At 67.3% G+C, this 23,449-nt stretch carries 12 protein-coding genes and 1 pseudogene; 4 read left to right on the top strand and 9 right to left on the bottom strand.

Features of this window, described 5'->3' with window-relative positions; translation table 11 throughout:
- Positions 1 to 332: 332 nt before the first annotated feature.
- The 4 genes from ABT288_RS10645 to ABT288_RS10630 form a co-directional block, all read right to left on the bottom strand.
- Positions 333 to 3,614, bottom strand: coding sequence for an SAV_2336 N-terminal domain-related protein (locus ABT288_RS10645; RefSeq protein ID WP_351604876.1), 3,282 nt, complete (start codon positions 3,612 to 3,614; stop codon positions 333 to 335).
- Complete coding sequence (locus tag ABT288_RS10640; RefSeq protein WP_351604873.1) at positions 3,607 to 4,596, bottom strand: MoxR family ATPase; 990 nt, start codon at positions 4,594 to 4,596, stop codon at positions 3,607 to 3,609. Before ABT288_RS10640 ends, ABT288_RS10645 begins: the two co-directional genes overlap by 8 nt.
- Positions 4,596 to 6,506, bottom strand: a complete 1,911-nt coding sequence (locus ABT288_RS10635; RefSeq protein WP_351604871.1) for a vWA-MoxR associated conflict system protein — start codon at positions 6,504 to 6,506, stop codon at positions 4,596 to 4,598. Before ABT288_RS10635 ends, ABT288_RS10640 begins: the two co-directional genes overlap by 1 nt.
- Before the next feature lie 266 nt (positions 6,507 to 6,772).
- Entirely contained in the window at positions 6,773 to 7,735 is a 963-nt protein-coding gene (locus tag ABT288_RS10630) for an alpha/beta hydrolase family protein (RefSeq protein WP_351604868.1), read from the bottom strand.
- 264 nt (positions 7,736 to 7,999) lie between these two features.
- Between ABT288_RS10630 and ABT288_RS10625 the strand changes: the two are divergent.
- From ABT288_RS10625 to ABT288_RS10615, 3 genes and pseudogenes are all read left to right on the top strand, one after another.
- A pseudogene (locus ABT288_RS10625) lies at positions 8,000 to 8,548 on the top strand (restriction endonuclease); the annotation flags it as partial.
- Between the two features lie 68 nt (positions 8,549 to 8,616).
- A complete protein-coding gene (locus tag ABT288_RS10620; RefSeq protein ID WP_351604922.1) occupies positions 8,617 to 9,531 on the top strand; it encodes a transposase family protein in 915 nt (304 codons plus the stop codon).
- Positions 9,532 to 10,000: 469 nt separating this feature from the next.
- Positions 10,001 to 13,276, top strand: a complete 3,276-nt coding sequence (locus tag ABT288_RS10615) for a type I restriction-modification system subunit M (RefSeq protein WP_351604866.1) — start codon at positions 10,001 to 10,003, stop codon at positions 13,274 to 13,276.
- A gap of 103 nt (positions 13,277 to 13,379) precedes the next feature.
- Here ABT288_RS10615 and ABT288_RS10610 read toward each other — a convergent pair whose 3' ends face one another.
- Genes ABT288_RS10610 through ABT288_RS10600 form a run of 3 tightly spaced genes read right to left on the bottom strand, consistent with a single transcriptional unit; the run spans position 13,380 to position 20,706 of the window.
- On the bottom strand, positions 13,380 to 16,136 hold the full coding sequence (locus ABT288_RS10610; protein ID WP_351604863.1) for an RNaseH domain-containing protein: 2,757 nt from the start codon (positions 16,134 to 16,136) through the stop codon (positions 13,380 to 13,382).
- Entirely contained in the window at positions 16,133 to 19,516 is a 3,384-nt protein-coding gene (locus ABT288_RS10605; RefSeq protein WP_351604860.1) for a hypothetical protein, read from the bottom strand. The genes ABT288_RS10610 and ABT288_RS10605 overlap by 4 nt, the downstream gene beginning before the upstream one ends.
- The gene (locus ABT288_RS10600; RefSeq protein ID WP_351604857.1) at positions 19,513 to 20,706 is read right to left on the bottom strand and encodes a restriction endonuclease-related protein; all 1,194 of its coding nucleotides are present in this window, start codon (positions 20,704 to 20,706) and stop codon (positions 19,513 to 19,515) included. Before ABT288_RS10600 ends, ABT288_RS10605 begins: the two co-directional genes overlap by 4 nt.
- Positions 20,707 to 21,696: 990 nt before the next feature.
- Between ABT288_RS10600 and ABT288_RS10595 the strand changes: the two genes are divergently transcribed.
- Positions 21,697 to 22,101, top strand: coding sequence for an Arm DNA-binding domain-containing protein (locus tag ABT288_RS10595; RefSeq protein WP_351604854.1), 405 nt, complete (start codon positions 21,697 to 21,699; stop codon positions 22,099 to 22,101).
- Here the strand turns inward: ABT288_RS10595 and ABT288_RS10590 are convergent.
- Both ABT288_RS10590 and ABT288_RS10585 read right to left on the bottom strand, forming a co-directional pair.
- Positions 22,001 to 22,818, bottom strand: a protein-coding gene (locus ABT288_RS10590; protein WP_450862119.1) for an IS5 family transposase whose coding sequence is annotated in 2 segments (ribosomal slippage) — positions 22,001 to 22,476 and positions 22,476 to 22,818 — 819 coding nt in all. Because the reading frame shifts where the segments join, the coding sequence is not laid out codon by codon here. The genes ABT288_RS10595 and ABT288_RS10590 overlap by 101 nt on opposite strands.
- A gap of 45 nt (positions 22,819 to 22,863) precedes the next feature.
- Positions 22,864 to 23,448 carry a DinB family protein gene (locus ABT288_RS10585; protein ID WP_351604850.1) on the bottom strand — a complete coding sequence of 195 codons (585 nt, stop codon included), beginning with the start codon at positions 23,446 to 23,448 and terminating at the stop codon, positions 22,864 to 22,866.
- Between the last annotated feature and the right edge of the window lies 1 nt (position 23,449).

Below are 23,449 nucleotides of genomic sequence, written 5' to 3'. Positions count from 1 at the left end.
AGGTGCAGGGATGGTGGTTTCAGGGATCGGGGGATGGGTCGAGCCACCTCTATGGTTGCGCAGGACTCCTAAACCTGTGTTATCGCGCGCCTATCGCTGTTTCTTCGGCTTGCTCAGCTATTGCGCCACCACGGCGGACAGGCCGCTCGGGAGCCCATGCTGGGGGATACCCTACAAGGAGTCCAGGGCCCCATCGTGCCTATGAGCCGGGCGCATACTCGGCTCCGAGAACGCGGCCGATTCCGCACCGTTCCGAGTGTCCAGGAGCGGACCGTGACCAGCCCTATTCCTCCAGCGCACGGCAGTTGCATGCCAGAGCACGGTCGGGGTGCCTAGTCTGCGGACGGGAGACCGGATGGCTGGCGAAATTCGGCTGTAGAGAACTCCAGGTCAACGTCGCTTGTTACTAGGTCCCGCTCGGCCTCGAAGACCAGCACGGCGTCCCGCTCGACGCTGACCCACACAGTATCTTCGCCCCAGGCGTCGTCCACGACCTCCACGTTCGAGTCAGCCAAGGGCAAAGCCGTCCGCTCTAGAGCTCCTTCGAGGACGAGACGGGCGGCGACGAACACCTTGCCGCCCGCCAGGCCGGTCTCATAAGCACCGCTGGGTCGCCAGTCGATCTGGTCGAGAGCGGGAGCAGCCAGCGCGATGGTCAGTTGCTCGACTTCTGTTCCGAAGGCGGCCCTTTGCCCCTCGCCGAGTGGTACGTCACGGAGGTTCTCGCAGGCGACCTCGACTGCACGCGGGAGGGTATCCCTATGGAATTCTGCCTCCAGATCGGACGTCGTCATCAACGGCTCAGCACCGGTTTGCGGGGGGAACGAGGACTCCGCTGGCGCGCCTGGCACCGTAAGAATTACCTCGCAGCCCGCATCGGCTCCCGGGCCGCCGTCTGCCTCCCGCACGGACGCCCGACGGGACAGTGGCACGCCTCTCAGCTCTCGCTCCGGCTCGAGGATCAGACAGAAAGCGACGGGCGAGTCGAACAGCCTCTGGGGTCGCCCTGGTGCCCGCTGACGGCGACTCCTTCGAGAGACCGTCACGTTGAGGTAGGCGTCGCCGATATCCCAGACCAGGTTTCTGACCCGGCCGCCCACCGCACGTTCGTGTTGGATCTCGATGCCCTGCCCTTGCAGTGACTCATGTACGTTCTTGGCCAGTTCCGAGAGCGTTCGCACAACCAGGTTCTTGTGCGCCCATTCCGCGGCAAAGAAAAGCAATGCTCGCAGCAGCGACTCGACCGCGTTTTCGTGTGACTTATTGCCGTGCTGCGGAAGGTGATCGCGGAGTCTCTCCCACAGCTCGGCGTACACGGTGGCGATCTCCGCACCGAGGGCCGATGGCGCAGGCTGCACGTAGCACACGTTGCGCACCCATACGCGTTTGGAGGACCCCAGAGACTGCAACAGAACCAGAGACTGGTCCCCGTACCGCCGGGACTCCGAGATGACCGTGTGCAGATCCAGGTATGGGGGTCCATCCGGAACCCCTTCTCGGGCGGTCCGCAGCAGCGCCTCGGCGACTCCGCTCTTGACCGGCCCGTCCGTGAACGCCACCTCGAGGGTCGGCTGGCGGAACCCCGGCATGAGCGCTCGCTTGGCGACTTCCGCCTGCCATGAGGACATCAGCAGCTCCGCACCCTGGCGCCCGTCACCCTGGTCGAGGAGCACCACGGCGTAGACGGGGCCCGAGGCTCCGAGGGTCCGTCCCACCGGCTCCAGATCCACCGGTCGACCATGTCCGCCGACGTACAACACGAGGCTGTCGTCCGCGGATCGGCAGCGCTCTTCGATGAGTCTCACCACGCGCTGGAGTTTGCCAGGGGTGGGCAGCGCCGTGCACCGGTCCTCCGGCAGCCTCCAACCGACGTCCGACATCAGGAGGTCTCGTAGGTGTACCGCTGCCCTGGGCGTACGCGGACCCGCCGGGGCATGCCTCGATGGTTCGGCGTCGAACAGCAGGGCCGCGCTGCGGTGCGAAACCGGCAGTCGGGGTTCCTCCCGCAGCAGGGCTGCCGGTGGCGCTGGCGCCGGCGGCTGGGACTCCGGCGGTAGGGGGACCACTGTGCCGGTCCGCAGCAGCCGGAGGAGCTCGGCCGAGGCACGGGCAAAGGGTGCCAGGTCCTCGGGGAGCGGTTCCCCGTCGGGAACGGCAGTCGCCTCGATGCCCGGGCCGGCGGCAGGCCGACGGCGCGCTACGTAACGGCTCAGGGTGTCCAGGGTGTGCAGGGCGTCCCTGCGCCCGAGGTCGGCGGCCAGCCGGTCGCGGGCTGCGGGGTCGAAGGTGATGACCGACGGCTCGCCGCCCGTCGGCGTGGCGAGGGTGACCAGGGAGCTGGTCAGGAGTTCGGCGAGGTCGCCCGTGGTGGCCTCGGGGACGAGTTCCTGGCGGAGGAGCTGTACGAGGTCCAGGCTAAGCCGGCTGAACGGACTGCAGAGCATCGCCAGTCGTACGGCTGATGGTGAGGCGGTGTGTAGGAAGGACTCGGTGGGACCGGAGCGGCCGGCGGGTGCGGCGGGTGCCGCGAAGGGCGAGGCGAGCCTGCCGGACCGAGGGACGAGAACGGCGTCGCACCCGTGGGGCGCCCCGCGCATGAAGACCCGTGCCCAGCGGCCGATGGAGTGCGGTGTGAATGCGAGGGTTGGCAGGGCCAGCCACTCGGCGCCGGGGCCTTCCTGCGTGCGCGGCAACAGCGGTGCCCGGTAGTCGAGCTCAGTGTTGCGCAGGCCGGGCCCGCGCTGGGTGACTCGTACGGCGGGCAGATCGAGGGCGGTCTGGTGCCAGAGGCGGCTCGGCAGCGGGTTCAGAAGGACAGTGGGCGTGGCTGCGCCCCATCGCCGGAGGAGCTGCCACACTCCTGCGTCCCGCCAGTCGGCCGAGGAACAGTCGGAGACCACGAGGATCAGCCGCCGCACGTCGGAGGAGAGCGCACGTCCGGGGGCGGCCGGGCGTCCTTGGTGGTCGGTGAGCTGTGGTCCCGCCGCCAGCCGCCAGGTGTGCACCTGCCGGAAGACGCCCGAACCTGCCAGCAGCGAGGTGAACTCGCCGACGGTCCTCTTCCACAGCTCCATGGACGGGGCAGTGTCGACGACGAGCAGGACGTCGAACCATGGCTCGGGGGTGGGCCCGAACACCGGGACCAGCTCGCCGCTGCGGCCGTAGTCTCGAAGGGTCGCGTCGAGGTCCAAGTCCTGCCGTGAGCCGTGTTGGTAGCGGCGTTTGAAGGGACGTAGTGCGCGGCCGAGGGCCATCGACTGAGGCAGAGAGCGTCCCGGGGCGACCGTCACCGGGGTGCCGGGGGCCGACCGTGCACCGGGGAGGCGTTCGTATAGGACCAGCGAGGTCGCGTCCGCCGCATCAGGGTCCGCCGCGTCCGGCTTCGGGTGCCGTGCCGTCGGCGCCGATGCCTCTTCCTGCTCGTGCCCGGTGTCCTGGTGCGCGCCGGCCGGGTCTGCGGCTGGGACTGGTGCCCGTGCCTTGTCCGTTGGCCCAAACCGGTTGCTCCCCGCAGCCGCCGCCAGCCACAGGGCGTCGGCGATTGAGGTGGCGTCGGTGTCGGCCCCCAGCGCCTCCGCCAGGACACGCAGCACGGACTCCGGCCGCTCAGGCACCGGCGAGCTCGCGCATGAGCAGTTCCAGCAGCCGGTCCCGCTGCGCGCCCGCCTTCGGGGCATGAGGGTCGGTGACGAGCCGTACTGCGTTGAGGAGCTGGTCGACGGCCAGGGATTCACCCCTCGCGATCCGCTCGACGAACTCTGTGACGAGGTCCGCTGCCGGGCCGTGCGCGGCGATCGGCAGCCCGAGGTGGGCCTCGAGCGCGCGGTGGAGCATTTCTGGTGTGGGTGCCGGCATGGTGTAGCGAATACACCGTCGCAGGAAGGGAGCGGGGAAGTCCCGTTCGCCGTTGCTGGTCATCACGATGAATGGGAAGAGGGTGCACTGCACCCGGCCCCGCTCCACGACGTGGGTCCGCGATCCGTCCCACTCCGAGACAGCCACCCTGAGCCTGGGGTGGCGGACCAGCTCGGGGATCTCGTACGTGCCGCTCTCCAGCACGTCGAGCAGGTCGCTCGGCAGGTCGAGGTCACTCTTGTCGATTTCGTCGATGAGCAGGGCGCGGGGCCGGTCGGCAGGCAGCAGCGCCGTGCCGAGCGGGCCGAGCTTCAGGAACGGCGCGATGTCGGTCCCGGATCCGCTGCCCCGGCGCCGGGCCAGCTTGTGAACCCGGCCCTCGGTGCGGGACGGGGCGTTGGGGTGTTGCAGGCGTAGCGCCTGGATGTGGCCGAGGGCGTCGTAGCGGCACAGGGCGTCGGGCAGTGTGCTGCGGGAGGTGATGTGCCAGCGCAGCACCTGGCCCAGGCCGAGCTCGGCGGAAACCTGTTCGATGACGGTGGACTTGCCCGTGCCGGCGGACCCGGTGAGGAGCAGCGGGCGGTGCAGGTAGAGGGCGGCGTTGACGGCGTCGGTCAGCCCTTCCGGGGGCTGGAAGCTGCCGGGGACCGGTTGGCGCGGGAAGGCGCGCCACGGCGGGGGGGCGGGGAGGGGCACGTAGCGCGGTTCACCGGTGCCGCGGTAGTACGTGTTCCAGGACATCAGGCGCTCCACGGGGTGGTCGGGGTGTGCTGCTGGTGGTGCTGCGAGGTCCGCTGGCAGAAGTCGAGCCAACCGGGGTCGTGCCAGGCCGCGCTGAGCCGGGCCAGCCGGTCGAGTAGCGGGTCTGCGACGGCGTCTGCATACTCCTGCTGCCAGTGATGCGCGTACGCCTCGGTGAACCGGTCAGGCAGCCGATCCCAGTGCTCGTCGAGGCAGCGCCGCTCGTCGTCGGCGATGCCCTGTTCCCCGCGCGGCCACAGCACGATGGGGGAGTACGGCAGCACGGCCTCCAGCACCTCGCCGAGGTGCGACGGACGGTGGTCGAGGCCGATGGCCCGCCGGTAGATCCCAGTCGAGAGACGTTCCCGCAGGGCGTCGAGCACCTGTGTTGCCGTGGCGCCCAACCAGTCGATGGGTGCGCCCGGGCCGTTGAAGGTCTCGTCTAGTTCCTCGAGTTGGCGTCTGGCGAACTCGTTCATGCCGGTCAGGTGGCTCGGGACGGCCAGTCGTCTGGCCCAGCGCAGCACGACGGTCCGCCGAGCCCCCAGCCGGTAGGGGCCGACACGTACCGTCTCCGGTTGCCAGGTGGCCAGCAGTGGAGCTGGAGCGGCGATGTCGATGTGGCGCACCGGGGCCCGCTCGGCGACCCGCGCGTCGGCCCACAGGACGATCTCCGCCAGCCGTTGCTCCACCCCCGCCCGGGTGGGGTCACAGGCCCACTCGGTCCGCTCCAGGCAGTCCGCCCCGTCGAGCAGCCAGGCCAACAGCGAGTCCGGCCAGTCGACCTGGGCCGCCTGGAGGCTGACGACCAGCCGTAGGGCCCGGTCCCGGGATGTGCGGTCGTACGCCTCGTGCGCCTGTCGGAGTTCGGCCGCGCATCCAGTGCGCCGCGCCCACGCCTGGATCTTCGGATCGGAGGTGTCCAGTCCGCAGTGGATGCCGACGGCCGCCACCGCGCGGGCGAGAGGGTTGGCCCCGCTGCCAACGCGGGTGAGCCGGAGGACGGCGTACTCGACGAGGTAGCGCAGCAACTCCGAAGTGCTCAGCCCGTCAGGCGGCGCGGATCCCTCGTCCTCTGGCCCGGCGCCGGGCGGACGAAGACGGCTCAGCTCGCGCAGCGCCTTCCGGAGACCGGTGAGGGTCAGCTCACCCTCCGCCCAGTCCTCCACGGCCGTCACCGTGTCGGCGGCCCTGATGAGCGCCCCAGCCACGTCCTCCACCCAGAGGGCCCCGACGGGGCCGGCGGCTGTGTCGTGCAGTTCTTCGAGGGCCGTACGCGTCCAGCCGCCGGGCGGGTGAGGGTGGCCGGGCAGTTCGGCGGCCAGGGCCTCGGAGAGGTCGTGCTCGCCGAGCGGGCCGGTCCGACCCGCGCGTCCGCCCGGCCGGTCCGGCCGTCGGGCGTTGACGGTGATCCAGAGTTCTTCGGTGGCGTCCGGGGAGCCGTCCAGATCGAGGACGCTGGTGTTCTGCCTCAACAGGCTTTCGCCTAGGGCGAGTTTCAAGGTGGCTGCACGCAGGGTCGGACCCCTGCCCGGCAGTCCTTGGCGGATGAGCCGAGTGAGCGTGCGACTGAAGTCCAGGTCGTACGCCTTCTGATGGGCCGCCGAGGCCATGAGCACTGACAGCCTGGTCGCGCCCATGGAGAAGCCCCCCTTCAGATCACTGGATTCGGGTACGGCGGCGCCGGCGTGACAAGTGTCGACGAGGCCGATGACCCCGCCGATGCCGGGGTGGTCCGCTGCCCGTATCAGCAGGGCGCCGATGTCGATCGAGCCGAGCAGTTCGCCGGGCTTGCTGTCGCTCGCCATGTAATGGAGCCTCGGACTGGCCTTGGGGCTCTGTCCATGGCCGAGGAATCCCAGCACCAAGACCGCGCCGACCTCCGCGGCGTCGCGGATGGCCTGTTCCACTGCCGTGACGATGTCCTGACAGGCCGCCTTGCCGGAGCGTAGGGCGGCAGCGCCGCCCCCGTGGGCGTCGCCAGCCGATGCGCTGCCGTAGCGGAGCGATCCGCAGGCACGGGCTGGCACACCGGGCCGGGAAGGCTTACAGCCTCCTAACGACGGATCGGTCAGTACGTGGTGGAGCTCCTCTGCGGCCTCCACCAGGCGGCTGAGCTCCTGTTCCATTGCCTCGCACTGGGTGGCGACGACGAGTACATGCCGTGGCACGGCTGTCATGAAGCCGCGGGGCGGACGGTGACCACTGCCTCCCGTACAGGCTCAGCGATCTCATGGCGGGCGAGGTAGGTCGTCGCTGAGTGCGCCCACAGCAGGCGAGAGTCGAACCGCCCGGGGGTGGGCCGAACGCCACGGGCGTTGGGCAGCATGGCGTCGGCGAGCCGGGCGCGGGGCACGACCACGTCGTCCCCGTCCCAGAAGTCCAGCCACCGGTACACACATTCGGGCGTGGTCGGGGGCTGAGGACGTAGCCTGGGCCAGACGAACGCTGGTGTCGCGATCGGCGAGCCGATGGTGATGAACAGAGGCACGGGACCATTGTGTTCGCCTAGGGCTTCCAGGGCGACCACGCTGCCGAGGGAGTGGCCGATCACCACAGCCGGGCGGTTCGGATCGAGGCACGCCAGCACCCGGTCGCGGATCCGCCGGTCGAGGGTGTGGCCGTCCTCGTCCTCGTCCTTGCGACGCAGGTAGCGAGCAGGCTGGGAGATGGCGCCGAGGACTTCCCGAGCCGAGGTCCATCGTGCGATGGGGGTGATCCCCGGTACACGCGCAACCGCCGTGCACACCGCCCACAGGTGCCCGACTGCGGCGCCGACTCCTTGGGCTTCTCCATCAGGCCGAATCTGTGCCCGGACTCGTGCCAGAGAGAGATTGTCCTTGTTCTCAGGCCGGGCGGCCTCCTGGTCCAGGAAGTCCGCCAGGATGCCTAGCGCGAGGGTTGCCTCTTCCTCGTCCAGCTCCTCGCCGTCGCCGCTCTGTGCCTGCCCGTCGGTGAACAGATCGCCGTAGTATGCGAATTGACTGTCCGCCGCCCAGTCCATGGTCAGTGCCGAGATGTCCGACGACCCTCCGGCGGCGCGGAAGCCCTCCGCCAGGGCGCGCTTCCAGGCGGTCAACTCCGCGTTCGGATCTCGGGGGCCGCCGATGCCGTGCACGAAGACTAGCTGCGGCTTCATCGGATTGCCCATGCTCTTCCCCCAACCCCCCTGACACGATATGCGCCCCTGACGCTACCAAGACGCGAGGTACGGGGTGGGCCAGTCGGATCGGCTCGCACGTCACGTTCCCGGCGCCGCTGATTACGGTGGCAGGCGCGGTGCCGCCGTCTTTCGGCGGGCCGGACGTTTGACGGAGCGGGCGTCAGTAGGTGGGGCCGTAGGGGCTCCAGTGCCCGAGGAAGAGCTTCAGGATGGGGCATCGTCGCGGCGGTGGTCGCCGCGGTGTGGCTGGCGGGGAACTGGACGGCGGTGTGGCCGGTCCTGGTGGCCGTGCTCGCCGCGACGGTGGTGGCCGGGGTCGGCTGGAGGCTGTGGCGCGCGCACCAAGACGCGGTAGGCCAGGACCGAAAGTGGCGGGCGCAGGAGGAGGCGAAGGCGCGAGAACTATCGATGACGGAGGTGGACGGCTTGTCCTGGCAGGACTTTGAGGCTTACGTCGCTGAGCTGTGTCGCCGGGACGGCTGCACGAAGGTTGTGGTCAGCGGCAGGAGCGGCGACCTGGGAGCCGACGTCGTCGGGCACCTTTCGGACGGACGTAAGTTGGTCGTCCAATGTAAGAAGTACGCGCCCGAGCGCAGCGTCTCCTCGCAGGACATGCAGAAGTTCGTCGGCACGGCCCGCCTCGAGCACGGCGCGGACGTTGCTCTGTTCGTCACCACCTGCCGTACGTTCACGAAGGCCGCGCAGGGGCTGGCGCTGCGGCACGACATTGTGGCCCTGCACCGGGATCTGCTGGGGTCCTGGGTCAAGGGAGCCCCTCTGAAGTCACTTACGAGTTGGTGCGTGATAGCGGGTGAGGTGTCGTGCCAGGCAGGTGGCATGATCTGGTTGTGGCGATCATGGTTAATCGGGCGGTGCTGGCGCATCGGCTGTTCACTGGGATCTCTCGACGGCATCTCGCCTGCTTGGTTGAGGAGTTGGCGGTGCCGTGGCAGGCCGGACTCGAGGGCCGACGCCATGCTGCACGAGGAGGAGTCCGGAAGCGGGCCGCGGGTGCTGGCGCCCGCCACCAGCTGGTGTTCGTCGACCGGCTGGTGGCCACGCTGATCCATCTGCGGCACGACCTGCCGCATTCGGTGCTGGGGCTGCTGTTCGACGTCGACCGCTCCACCATCACCCGTGCGATCGCAGAGATACGTACGCTCCTGGCCGAGCGGGGGTGCGCGGTCCCCGACCGTCCCGGCCTGCGACTGCGGACGCTGACGGACGTGTTCGCCTACGCCCAGGCCGAAGGCGTCGAGCTGCGGCTGGACGCCACCGAGATCCAGGTCCGCAGGCCGCCGGCCAACCGCGGCGGTCGCCGTGCGTTCGTCTCGGGCAAGAAGAAGCAGAACACGATGAAGGCCACCGTGATCGCCGACTGGCGGGGCCGCACGTTATGGACCGATGCCCTGCGGCCTGGACGTATGCACGACGCCACGGCCGCCCGCAACGAAGGCATCGCCGTCTGCTTCCAGCACTTTCCCGATGTCGAGGTCCTCTTGGACGACGGCTACCTGGGCCTGAGCCGCGACCACCGCGGGCAAGCGATCACACCGCCCAGAAAACCCCGGCCCGGAGCATTGCCCGGCAGAGTCGAACAGTGGGAACGCGACCGTCACGGGCACTCCTCCGACCGCATCACCGTCGAACACGCCCTCGCCGACGACAAACGCTGGAAGCAACTGATGCGCTGGACCCATCGACGCGACCGCCTGCCCGACACCTACCGCGCCATCGCCGGCCTCGTCTCCGACCGCACCAACAACACCTGAGCACAGGCCACGACCAGGCCAAACACGCCTCACCCGCTATCACGCACCAACTCGTAAAGGGTGACACTGACACCAAGAGCGGCCTGAGCGTGGCACGACAGAGGCCCTGCCACGCAGACCTGGTGGCTATGGAACGGGGCACAGTGCACGGCGAACGAATTCGGCCAGGTGGGCCATAGCAATTCAAGCCGCAGCAGCGCCGAGTCGATTGCGTGTACGGATGAAGCGGTGGGTGTCGGGTGGGCGATCACATCGCCGTGCCCGTGACGTTATACCTTCGTGTCGCAGCAATTCCTGACGCGGTCATGCCAGGTCGAGCCCATGTGGCGCCGACTGCCGCCGGGGGAGCGGCAATGACCGATTGGCAGGAGTGGGCCGTTGCAGTGATGCCCTCTGCGTAAGATCCAACTGGCTGTGTGAAGATCGGCCTTGAGCGCAGGAGGGGCCGGGTGGCCGGAGGGGGAATGCCATGAGCGATTCAGGGACCCAACTTTCCAGGCATATCTGGTCGCTCACGGATCTTCTTCGCGGGGACTTCAAGACATCAGAGTATGGCGGCGTTGTGTTGCCGTTCACCGTGCTGCGGCGCTTGGATTGCCTGCTCGAACCCACTCGCCAGGAGGTGCTGGACACCTCGGCCAAATTGGCCGATAAGGGTGCATATTCGGACTCATTCCGGGACGTTGCGCTGCGCCGCGCCTCTGGCCATCCCTTCTTCAACACCAGTCGCTACGCCTTGAATGCTGTCGTCGCCGACCCGAGCAACTTGGTGGCGTTGCTGCGCGAGTACGTGCGCGGTTACTCCGAGAACGTCAGGGACGTGTTCCAGCGCTTCGAGTTCGACCGCACCGTCGAACGGCTGCACCACGCTGGGCTGCTGTACGCCGTCGTCAGCCGGTTCCTTTCCATGGACCTGGGGGCACCCCTCTCTGCCGGCGACATGGGGTTTGTGTTCGAGGACCTCGTACGGCGCTCTGTCGACCAGGCAGGAGGGGCTGGCGCCGATGAGCACGTCACCCCCCGTGACGTCGGCCGGCTGATGTCTGCACTGCTGCTGCAGCCCGATCAGCATGAGCTCACGCTTTCCGGCGTGCTCCGCACGGTCCACGACCCGGCCTGCGGGACGGGCGGACTGCTCGAGGAGGTTGCCGAGCGCATCGAGACCGCCAACCCCTCGGCGCACGTGTCCCTGTACGGCCAGGAGATCAACGCCGAGACCTGGGCTGTCGCTGGCTCCAACATGCTGATGAGCGGACGCGATCCGGGACAGATCCTGTTCGGGAACGTCCTGCGGGAGGACCTCTTCAGGGACCAGCGCTTCGACTACCTGTTGGCGCACCCTCCGTTCGGCCTCAGCTGGAAGCACGCTGAGCAACAGGTCCGCGCCGAGCATGAGCTGGGCAATGCAGGACGGTTCGGTGCGGGACTGCCGCGTGTCAGCGACGGATCGCTGCTCTTCCTTCAGCACATGCTGGCGAAGATGAAGCCGGTGGACGCTTCCGGTGATGGTGGCAGTCGTGTCGTGGTCCTCTTCAGTGGCTCTCCCATGCAGGGGGGAGCCACTGGCCTGGGTGAGTCCGACGTCCGGCGATGGATTGTCGAGAATGACTGGCTCGAGGGCATCGTCGCCTTGCCTGACCAACTCTTCTACAACACCGGGGTCAGTACGTACCTATGGGTCCTGAGTAATCGCAAGAAGTTGGCGCACAGGGGCAGGGTGGCCCTGGTCAAGGCGCAGGACCACTGGCAGAAGACGCGGCAGCCATCGGGCAGCAAGCGGAAGTACCTCGGCCCCGATCAACTTAACAAGATCGTCCGGCTCTACGAAGAGGCGCTGTCGGCTCCGGTCGGCGGGTCTCCCCGCGACCAGGTGAGTGTCGTGCGGAACGAGGACCTGCTGTACCGGCAGATTGTCATCGAGCGCCCGCTGCGCTTGCGCTTCGAGCTCACCACCGACGGCTTGCAGCAGCTCTCCTCCCTGCGGCTGATCCAACGAGGGGACCAGCCCGAGAAGCTGGTTGGCGCGCTGCGTGGGCTCGTCGGAACGTCTTGGACCACCAGCTCAGACGCCTTCTCGGCACTACGGCACGCGGTCGCGACCGTCGGCCACACCTGGCCGCGAGGTGCCGCCTTCGAAAGGAGCGTCCGAAACGCGATCGGGGTGCGCGATGACCAAGGAGAAGTGCAGCATCGCCGGGGTGTGACGGAACCTGATCCGGAGTTGCGTGACCTGGTCGTCGTGCCGTTGCGGGACGATCCTGATGAATACTTCCGCAAAGAGGTGCTGCCCCACGCTCCAGATGCCTGGCTCGACCATGCGAAGACCCGGCTCGGGTGCGCTATCCGGACTTCGCTCTTCTACGTCGCGGAGCTTGACGGGGAGTTCGGGCCGCTGCGTGCCTTCGCACAGCTGGAGACAGAGCGTGTCAAGCTGCGACGTCCGCGACGCGGCGAGGTAGAGCCCATCCCGCCCAAGCACCTCACGGCCTCCTACCTGCACAGTGTCGACTCGGTCTTGGAACTGCCAGATGCGGAACTGGATGACTCCGAACTGACACCATGCACGGGCGGCGACTTGGTCGGGCGCTCTGGTAACTGGCGCCTTCTGCCTTCAGGGTTCGGTGACGCAGTCACTCGGCTGTTCGTGCTGCACCCCACCCCGGGGAGCGGCCGTGGACTATGCGAATGGCTAAACTCCCGCAAGAGCAACGCGGCTTACCCGCAAGCCCGAGAGCTGCTCGACACGCCCGTACCAGTGGAGTTGGTCGCAGCCCCGGAGGTCGAGGATCTGCTGACAGAGGTGCAGGAGGGCCGTCATGCGCTGCGAATGGCGACGGACGGCATCCTGCCGAACGTCTTCGCCGGCCCCGAGACACGCGTTGCGGAGATCCGTCAGTCCATCCGGTTCATCGCCCGCGAAGCGCGCCTCGCGGGACAATTGGTGCGCCCTTTCGATGACCCCGTGTGGCGTGCGGAGGCGAGCTATCCATTTCACGTAGCCGCTCTCGCGCGGCGTTACCGCGTGAGCACTCACCCGGCCGAGAGGAAGGACGGACTGCTCAAGCTTGGTGAAGGAACGGCACGCACTCTGGGCGTCCTTGCATTGCATGAACTCATTGCGCACCACGGGAGCTTCACCAGCTCTCTACGTAAAACTTTCGGTCAAGGGGCGACCTTTGGCACCTGGACCACGCTCATTAAGAGATTCATGGATGAGGTCCCAACGCCTCAGCTGCCGGAACTTGTCGCGCTCCGCGAACACGGCGTCACGCTATCACTTCTGAAGGACATCAAGGATCTCCGTAATAATTCTCACCACGCTCACGGAGTACGCAGGAGTCACGAACTCGACGAGGACGTCGAAAAGCTCGAACCGTATGTGGTCTCGGCGCTCAACTCAGTCAACTGGCTGTCGAGCACCGACTGGTTTTGGGTGGAGCGCTGTGAATACCTCGATGATTCCTCCTTCCAGGCTGTGGGCCTGAGGCTACGAGGGAGCCACCCGAGCTGGGAGCCGTTTAGCCGGCCGATCAACCACCCCCTGCGGCCGGACAGGATATATGTCGACGGCACCCCGCCAGGCGTTCCGATCGATCTATGGCCATTGGCCATGGTCAGCCTGTGCTCGGATTGCCGCACGCGGGAACTGTTCCTGCTCAATAAGATTTCAAATGGCACGGCAGTTCTGCGCAGCCTGGAGGAGCACGAGTTGACAATGCCGTACACAACCCAGGACCAGAACTGAGCTGGTAAATGCGTCGAGTTTGAGGCGTGTTCGCTGAACTAGGCGTGCTGAAGGCGTACTTGCTGCTGGGAGGAGAGTTTCGGCCGCACGCGAAACTCGCTGTTCACAGGTGGTCGCCGGTTGCATTGCTTTCTGGAGTCTGTAGCTCCGTCTCCTCGCAGCTGCGTCGCCAGTAGGGGTGGTCTTTGTCGATCTGCCTTGCCAGACGAAGAGGTGTGGGCTCGGTCTGTCGACCATCCCAACTGACGCCCTGGTTGGTGAGTACGACCCCGACTTTGCCGATGAGATCTGCATCGGCTGTCTCTGCCGCGACGATGACGGTGAGGCGTACTGCGGTGTGGGCGTATCCGTTCTTTCCTTGCCGTGCCTTCGCCTGCAGGTCTAGCCGGGTGTATTCACCTCCGAAACGGCCGCCGGGCCCAGCGGCATATGTGCGCGGGACGCTGATGAGGAGGAAGTCGGGCAGGTAAGTTGCACCGTCGTCCGAGGCAAGCTGGAACGGACTGTTGGTGGTGCTGGTGCGACGCCATTGACCGTCCTTGCCGTAGAGGTAGGCGCCGGTGGGGCGGCCGATGCGTTCCAGGTCGGTGATCGTGCGCACCACTGCCATGGGGCGCTGGGCCCGCGGAAGGCCGTGCCCGGGCAGCCACGAGGCTGGTCGTGGAAGGTCGCTGGGGGGCTGCTGACCGATGTTCTCATCTCGAAGGCCGGCCCAGATGTACTCGGAGGTGTCGCCGTTGACGTAGATCACCATGGGTCCAGGCAGAGGCAGTTGAGTTCGGGCTGCCAGCAGAGCGGTCTCGGTGATCTGTGCCGCGGCGGATGCTTGGTGGCTCTCGTCGCCGACGGTTTCGAAGCTGGCGACGTCGAGTCCGAGTTCAGTGGCGTGCACGGCCAGGCGGGTGTGGAGGTAGGGGGCCCATTGGGAAGTGACAGGTGAGTAGGCCCACATGGTCCATGGTTCGCTGGTGCCGCCGGTGGGGCGGATGGCGGTGAGCGTGATGGTGATGGGGGCGGGCTTGGTGTTGCGCTGGCCGTACCGGCGTGGCTGGTTGTGGCGTCGTACGTGGATACCGATGTGCCACCAAGGGCGCAGCGGCAGCGGGCCGAAGGCAGCGCCGAGGCGGTGGTCGGCGAGGCCGAGGCCGCGGAGCATGTCGCGCAGCGAGTTCTCGGTTGAGTTGGCGAGGCCCGACTCCCGTGCCGCGGTGGCCTTCTCGATGTACTTGGGGGAGCAGGGCTCGCCGTTCTTCTTGTGCGTGGGGACGGGGGCAGGGGCCTGCTTGATGTACTGCGATGTGATGCCCATGCGGGCCAGCGCGGCTTTCGAAGGCCACTTGCCGTCTTCGGCCTCAGCCTGTTCCTTCTCCTCCGGGGTGGCGAACTTGCGGTCGGGGTCCCATTGGGTCTCGCACAGGGCCGCGATCGTCAGTCCTGGCGTGAGATGCGGAGCCAGGAGGGCCTCGAGCTGCTGCTGGCGGTGTGCTGAGGATGCGGGGCCGTGCGTGAGCGCCCCGGCCTTGTCCTCCAGAAACAGCAGGTGCACACGGCCCGGGATCACTTCGGTCACGACGGTGTTGTCCGGTGCGACGAAGTCAACATCGAGGTTCCACTGCCGGGCGATCTCGCGCTGGAGGCGGGCACGAACCTCATCCGTGTGCCACAGCACCACGACCAGGACCGTGTCGAGCTGGGCAGCGTCCATGGCGGCGGGCAGGTCTTTGGGAAGGATCGGGCCGCTGATACGGATGCCGGTCTTGCCCGGTGGCACGGAGAGGTCCGGCACCTCGACATACAGCGGGCTGCGGGATCGGTAGCGCTCACAGTGTTCGTCGATGTGCTCCTCGATCCGGCGGAACATCTCCATCCCGTGGCCGCGCCCGAGGCCGGGTGTGACGACGCTCTTGGGGGCGACGGCCCGCACCGCGCCCAGCTCGGCATCGGGCGCGATGGCCTGTTCGTCCAGCGTCTCGGGGAAGGGCGGGACGCGTCGGCTCAGCCGGGATAGGCCGGCGAGCCGTCGGCTGGCGGCGACAGCGGGCACGTTCAAGCGGCGCTGCCACGCAAGGCCGTCGGTGTGAGCGGCAACCGCGAGCGGCTGCTCGGGGTTGGAGAGCAGGACTGTGGCGACGCCGTACCACCGGTTGGCCAGCAGCGTGGCGACTGCATTGATGGTGACTGCGTGGCGCGAAGAGTGTCCTGTGGCTGCCGTGCCGATCTTGATGCGGGGCAGGAGGCGGCGGATTCTTCCCTGGGAATCGGGGGCACTGGGCAGCTCGTGGCCGATGGCAGCGAGTGTTCCGTCAGTGCACAGCGTGAAGCGGACCGGATCCTTGGCGCCGAGCTTCCAGTCGATGCGGGCCAGGTCCTGGGCCAGGCGCCAGCGGGCGAGTTCGCCGGGCCACCAGCTCAGGGTGCGTCGTCCGGCTACTGGGCGTGGGAGGTCGGGGTAGGGCAGCGGCAGTGCTTGGGCGACCAGCTCGGCCAACTGCTGAGCGAGCTGCCTGCCGTGCCCGTCGGGGAAGATCGCCTCGCCCCAGTACAGGAAGACGTCATAACGGTCCTCGGCCGTCATCTCTGCACCGGTGATCAGCTGTGCCTGCCCGTCGCTGACATCCCAGCGTGCCCAGTCACCGAGAACGGCCCGCAGGATGGCCTCCAGGGAGCGGTACGGGGGCTGCACGTCCTTCCTCTTGTCGCCGAAGCGCTCCTTGTAGGCGCTGCACAGGTCGCACCAGATCCCAAAGGCTGTGGGGCCGGGACGGTAGGCATAGACAGTGCCCAGGACGTTGGCGTCGGTGCGGTATTGCAGGAGGCCGGCGCGCTTGCGGGTCTCGTCGCCGGGGGGACATGGGCTCATGCGGCAACTCCGAAGTGGTCGGGGTATCCGTTCCGCAGGCCGGCGCGCAGATGGGGGGCCTGGGCGTAGTCGAGGAACTCCTCGGCGGTGTACCCGTAGGTGCGGCCGGTGCCGGCTAGTTCCGTGGCGGTGTAGCTTGTGTACAGGTCGCGCACCAGGGTGGGCAGGTCGCTGCCCCAGGTGGTGTCATGGAAGGCACCGTCGATGAAGTGCAGTTCGACGTGGGTCTGGCCCCGTCTGCCCCGCCCGGCCAGTTGGATGCACTGCCCCAGCAGGGTGGCGATCAGCTCACTGCGTAGATCGTCGGGCAGGGCGGTGAACCGCTTGGGGGCCGCGAGGATGGCCCACAGACGCTGCCGGGCCGTCTTGCGGATCGCGGCGAGGCGGGCTGCAGGAGAGCCTGTACGGGGTGTGGAACGCCAAGCGCAGGACGCGATGCTGGCGGCCAGGACGGGCGGTTCGTCCACGGGCATGACCGGGCGAATGGCGAGTCCGATCAGGGTGATCGCCGACTCCCGCTTGCCCGATGGCGCCGTGGTCAGGATGTTCAGGCCTCGTTCGGTGCGCGGCAGCGGTGAGATGAGGACCTCCCCTCCGCGTTCGGCGAGCTGCGAGAACTGGTCGCGGGTGACAAGGCTGACCGCGTCGGGCACCGGCGGCAGGTCGGGGTTCTCCTTGTCGGGGGTGGCTACGCAGATCTTCAGCTTGCAGCCCAAGGCCAGCGCGGCTTCGTACAAGGCGGCGGCGAACCAGCGCGCCTGTGGATAGGAGTTGACGGCGATCAGAGCCCGGGCACGATGTGCGGTGGCCGGGTCGGCGGCCAAGCGGGCTAGGTCTGCGATCAGGGCAGCCGCGTATCCGCTGGCCAGAGCGGCGACGCGTTGGGCGCGTTCACGGTAGGGAGTACTGCCCACCGCCAGGGTGCGCTGGTCGACGACGGGGGTGCTGCGGAAGATGGTGAGGCCGCCCTGCTGCGCGTCGGGCATCGTCCACTGCGGCTCGGCCAGCAGGTGCGTCCGGGCTGCCCGGGGCAGATATCCGGTTGCTGACATGCCCAGGATGACCCTGCGGTGGCCGGCGAGGGCCAGCGACACGATGTCGCCAAGATAGGCGGTCTCGGTGTGCGGATCGCCGCGCAACACTTCCATGAGTAGGCAGGGCTTTGCCGTGGGGTCGTCCAGGCCCTCGAATCGGAAGCCGCTGATCTGCTGTCCCAGTGGTCCGAAGGGAACGATGTTGCCGGTGTCGCGGTGCCCGACCGCATCGGCCAGCGTGGAGGCGGCGTCGATGCCGTGACCAGCCAGTTCACCGGCCCGGTCGGCGAGATCGAACACAGTGTGGTTCAACGCGCTCAGCCATGCCTTCATCATCACCGCGTGGAAGACTCCAGCGGCGAGGACCGGGGCAGGCAGCTCTTGGCGCTTTTCGCTGCGGCTCTTCTGCTCGGGAGGCGGTGATGCTTCGTGGATCTGCTGACCCGTGTCCCTCTTCTTGCCTTCGCGGTGCTTGGCGAGCTTGGTGACGGCCTTCTCCACGACCTCGCGCAGCAACTCCTTGGTTTCGTCGAGCTCCCACTGACCGCCTTTGTCGATACTGAGCATCCGCTCCAGCACGTTGGGGATCTGCCGCAGATGGTCGGGCAGCACATCAGCGGAAACGCGGTCTTCCGGACGGGCAGCGACAGGTGGCAGAAGGGCCTGCAGCTGGTCCATCTGCGCGATGGAGGCGCTGTCATCGACCTCTACGCCGATGAGATCTTCGAGGAGTTCGCGGTCCCAATGATGCGGCTGATACCAGCGCCGGCGGTCGCGGAGCACCTGCCGCATCCGTCGCGGGTCCTGCCCCGAGGCCAACGCGTGCGCCTGATATGTCTCCGTGCACACCTCGCCACTGCTGGCCAGGTCCAAGAGCTGCTCGGAGAGGAAGACGGCCCGAGTCAGCGGTCCCCGCGCCTCCAGTCGCAGCCGTTCAGGGGCACGGTGCAGGTTGTCACGGATCTTTCGCATCATGGTGTTCGGTTCGCTGACCGACGCCAGCACCAAGCTCTGCGACGATTCGAAGCCACGGGACTGGTAGGCGTCGACCTCATCAATGATTACCAAGTGGGAGAGACGCAGCAGCGTCTCGCGCACGCTCACCTGACGACGCAGTTCGCCGTCCACGATGACGGGGATCTTCACCATGCCGCGCTGGAAACAGGCATGCGTCGTCACGATGATCTGGGCCGAGCAGGCAGCCCGGATATGGGAGAACTTGTCACACCGGTTCACGAACGGGCACAAGGCCGCGCCTTGGGGACCGTCGGGGTCCGTATGACGCAGGCTGCTGCACGGCTCCCGCCCGTCACCGAAGGCGTCGCGCCCCTCCAACTGCGCCCTAACCGCGCAGCCATAGCCCGACTCGGCCAGGCGTTCCATGAGGTCGGCCGGCATCTGGGAGAGGGCAGTGTGCTCGTCGACTGCCTTGTGCGCGGTCTGGAGTGTGAACTCGTGGCGACTTCCCGGCGCGATCAAGGGCGTCACCGCCACATCGAGGCTCAAGGCGGCCAGCTCCCGCCGCAGCGTGGCCACCTCGCCGAAGACATCAGCGTTGTCGCTGACCAGCAGGGTGACTGTGTAGCCGTCCCGGGCCAGCTGCTTGGCCTGGGCGCGGGCGAACACATTCTTTCCCACACCCGTCGGTGCGCTCAGATGACGCATCAGCCCGGGGTCCATCAGCACCGCGGACTGCGGAAGTTTCCCTCCCCCCATCGTGCCGCTCAGCAGGAGCCCCACCTGTCGCTCCCGGAACGGATCGCCACCCATTCCGACGTCGGTCTTGCGCGTGAGCCAGCTCAGTACATTCGGGTTGATGGGGATCGGGCCGGTCGCGTCGACCGTGGTGATGACGGGCGGGTTGTAGGGCATGGCGGTGGTCTCGAAGGCCAGCTGCAGCGGACCGCGGGAGCTGGTGGCGACCCAGCCGCCACCGCTGGCCACGCGGATCTGGACCTCCCGGTCCGTGGGCACGAGCAGCCGGTCCGCCGACTCCAGCGGATCCTGGCCGTGGCGCGGGTACACCTCCACCATGCGCCAGCCATCCCGGGCCCCTGCGGCGTAGCGGTGGAAGACGGGATCTTCCCACTGCTGGTCGAAGCACTTGCGCACACGGCGTTGTACCGACGTCAGATCCGCCTCGCCGCGAGACCTCTGAGCGACTAGCCTCCCGATGCGCTGCTGCTCGGGGTACGTCAGTGAGTCCCATTCGGGCCACACATGCGCCAACTGCCCTGACATCAGGACGTGGGCATCCTCCAGCCGGACGACTGCACGGCCTTCGTCATCCTTTGCCGGAAAGTAGTGCTCGGCCAGCGCGAGAGCCGCCGCAAGAGTTCGGCTCATGCCGCGCGAACCTCCGCGATGAGATCCAGATCCGTGATCACCCTCGCGCCGAACGGGCCCAGTACCCGGTACAGCACAGCGGTGTATCCGCGCAGGTGCTCGGGGATGACGACGATCAGACCCGAGCAGCCCTCCGGATCCGCGCGCATCTGCTCCGCGATGCCCTGGGGGTCAGCCCAGGTCTTGACATCGACGCGCCAGGTGAGGCCGCTCTTCGTGATGTGGAGGTCGTAGCTGTCGCCGAACGGCCACAGGCGAACATCTGCGCCTGCCCCGTCAGCGAGCGCCTCCAGGTCAATCTCCAGCAACCCGGGAATCGTGATCCACTGCCACAGCCCGTACGACAGAGCGACCCACCCTTCGACAGGGCGGAGTTCGGGGATCTCCCGGATCTCACCCAGTGGCTTGAGCCGCCAATGTCCGTCGTCCGACTCCATCTTGAAGCGCGCACCCCGTTGGCGATGGCGCTCGTCCTCACAGGCCAACTCCGCGTCGTGGCGGCCTCGTGGCGTTGCCCGCATGGTCCACTTGCACAGCGGACAGGGCGCCCACTGGCCAGCGAACTGCCGGACGGGGGAAATACCCGTATACACGCCCAGGTCCGTGAGAAGGGCATAGCGAGACAGGGCACGCCGTCCAAGGACGGGCTCGTTCACCAAGGTCCTGCGGCCTTCGGTGTAGGCGGCGAACCCGGCCTGCTGCAAAGTACGAAATACGGCGTGCTGCACAGCCTCGGCCGCGATACGAGACAGCCGCGCCCCCGATGGCAGTTTCCCCAGGGCTCGCAGCACACTGTGAAGGTGCCGCAGATCAGCCGAGAGCCCAGGCACCTCGTGGGCCTGAGCTGACGCTTCCATAATCAGACGCGTCAGGGCGGCCGTGGCAGTGCCGTCATCCTCCAGCAGACGCACGTCCCAGATCTCTGACCACGAACCAGGACCCGGCAGCAACGTGCCAATAGGTGCTGACTGCAGCTGGTTCAGGAAGGCAGGGAACGAAGCTGCTTTCCCGAATGTACCCCACGACCGCGTATAGCGGCCGTGACACTCTATCAGGAGACGCGCACGACCTCGCGCACCCCCCTCGGGGGTGCACAACGTCATTGCTGCGATGACGCACGCATCAAGAGCGTCGCGCTGGCATTGGTCCAGCTCATCGATCTCGGCGGGCGTTGCTTCGAGGGCAAGCATCTGTGAACGGTCCTCGATATCGTGCGCGCGGCTGTGTCATGGATCCCCGCCTAGATGACGGGTCGCCCCTTTGCTGCGCTTCTATCAGGTTTGTGCCCTTGTGCATAAGAAGCGGGGCCTCGGCAGCAATAATCTCCCCAAGGCTCGAGAGAGCGAAGAGACCGCCGTTCTGCCGTCCGGGTGGGACCAGCTGACGGGCGTCTCACATGCGGCGTCGGCAGGGCATTCGCCCACGGCAGACGAGAAAGAGCCCAAAGGGACTGGAACCTCCGCCGGGACCATGTCAACGTACAACGTCCCGGAAAGCACAAGGTCAGCGAAGGGATGAGGGGTTCTGGGGCAGTCGGCTTACGGCTGGCCGCTTCGGCAGCCCGCGCCCCTCGGCCTCGCGGCCGAGCTCTGTCCCAAGGAGGCCCTTCTGTCGAAACTTGCTCTGCGATCTGCCCGCTTCACTGCCCCTGCCCTCTTGGCGCTCGGCGCCATGAATGCGTGGACGGCCAAAAGACGGAGGACTATGCGTCGCTGTCCACGGCACTGTGCCTCTGCATCTGCACGGACGGCCTGTGCGGCGAAGATCTGCTGCAGCGCGGCTATCACCGGGACCGCGAGGTCCTCGCGCACGTCGCGGGGCAACCCAGGAGCGGCGACCCGTCAGATAGCCCGAGCCGTCGGTGCCTCCGAGCGCGTCGCCCGTAACCTCGACGGCCTTACCGCCGACGGACTCCTAACGCTCGTCACTGACGGCGCCAACCCTACGCACAGGTCCTGCCGACTGGCTTCCTGGCCAGGGCAGGATCCCGCCGCCGGAGTACAGGACGATACATAGCAGACGATCCCCGGTTACCGAAACCGGGGATCGTCCGGACCATTGGTGCTGTTCGTCTTCGGCTGTGCTTGGCGGTGGAGCCGTAGCGGACGGTGTAGCCCATTCGCCTAGACCCTTATTGGCGGAGGCGGCCCAGTGTAGATGTTCCCGCGCATTCGGGGAGAGTGAGAATTCTGTCCGATCCCATCAAGAAACTTCCTCCCAACTCCAAGGGGAAGGTCAGATACCGGTTTGTTGTCGACGTCGGGGTCGACCCTGAAACCGGGAAGCGTAAGCAGTTGAGGCGCACCTTCGATTCGTTGAAGGAAGCGAAGGCTGAGTACGCGAACATAACTAACCGGCGGAACGAGGGCTCGTTCGTGCCGCCCAACGAGATCACTGTGAACGAGTGGCTTGATCGATGGCTGGCCATGAAAGCCGATGACCTCGAAGAGACCACCATCTACAACTACACGATTAGAGGGTGTCTCACGTGGCAAGTTTCGCGAGCTTCTTGTAGCAGGTCAGGGCGGCGGCCAGGCCGAGGAAGGCGAGGAAGTGCGAGCCCTTTCGTTCATATCGGACGGTGAGGCGGCGGTAGCCGAAGAGCCAGGCGATCGACCGTTCGATCTTCCAGCGGTGCCGACCGAGGCGTTCGCCGGACTCGATGCCGGGCCGCGCGATGCGCGCGACGAGCCCGCGTTCGCGCAGCCAGGCCAGGTGTTCGGCGGAGAAGTACGCCTTGTCCGCGCGGAGTTTGACGGGTCGGCGCCGCCGTGGTCCCCGGCGGGACCGGACGGCGGGTATGCCGCGGATGAGCGGCTTGAGGGCGAGGCTGTCGTGCATGTTCGCGCCGGACACGGCGACGGCGAGCGGGATGCCCTGGGCATCGGACAGCACGTGCAGCTTGCTGCCCTTCTTGCCGCGATCGACCGGGTTCGGGCCGGTGAGCGATCCCCCCTTTTGGCGCGAACGGAGGCCGCGTCGACGATCGCCGAGGTCCAGTCCACCTCGCCGCGGGCCCCGAGTTCGTCCAGCACCGCCCGGTGCAGCCGACGCCACAGGCCGGCCGCGGTCCATACCGTGAAGCGGCGATGCGCGGTGGCGGGCGACGTGCCGAACGTCGGCGGCAGATGCCGCCAGGCACAGCCGCTGGTCAGCGCGTACACCACTGCGGTGAACACGGCCCGCTCGTCACACGGAGCGGTCCCACCACCTTGCGGACGAGCAGCGAACGACGGTAGCAACGGGGCGGCCAGTTCCCAGAGTTCATCAGGAACCAGACGCTTCGAGAGATCAGCACCCACGACTGGCATCGTGCCGCACGAACATCAAGTCACGTGAGACAACCTCTACGCCTTGATTGGTGCGGCCGACCTGGCGGCCTGCTCGATCTTCGCGCAGTAGGCTGCACGGGCTTCCTGGTCGATCTGCTTCTCGTGTTCGGGGCGCATCCCGGTCCGGCCGTCGAGGCCCTCGCGCAGGATGTCGGCGTGCCCGGCATGCCGGTTGGACTCGCCGAGGACATGGACCATGATGGCGAACAGGTTCGTGTCGGCATAAGGCTCCGGCCACCACGGCACGTGGCCGGGGGCGTCGAGGGGAAGCTCGTTGATCGTCGCGTCCGAGTGTTCCCATGTGCGCCGGTAGAACCCGATGATCTGATCGCGGGTCTCGTCCTCGGTCGCCCACAGATCGCTGCCGTTGGAGTCCTGCCACCGGGGCAGCGGTTCCGGGGAATGGCGGTCGAAAACCTCGCCGAAGTACTTGGCCTCGACGGTGGCCACGTGTTTGACCAGGCCGAGGAGGTTGGTCCCGGTCGCGGTCAAAGGCCGGCGGGCGTCGTATTCGGACAAGCCGTCGAGTTTCCAGAGCAGCGCCTTGCGGTCCCGCCGCAGTCTCCCGTGCAGGTTGTCCTTCGCGAATTCATCGATCATG

Origin of the sequence: Streptomyces sp. NPDC001093, assembly GCF_040298985.1 — a bacterium.
In the GTDB taxonomy this organism is placed as follows: domain Bacteria; phylum Actinomycetota; class Actinomycetes; order Streptomycetales; family Streptomycetaceae; genus Streptomyces.
This window is presented reverse-complemented; position numbering and strand designations above follow the sequence as displayed.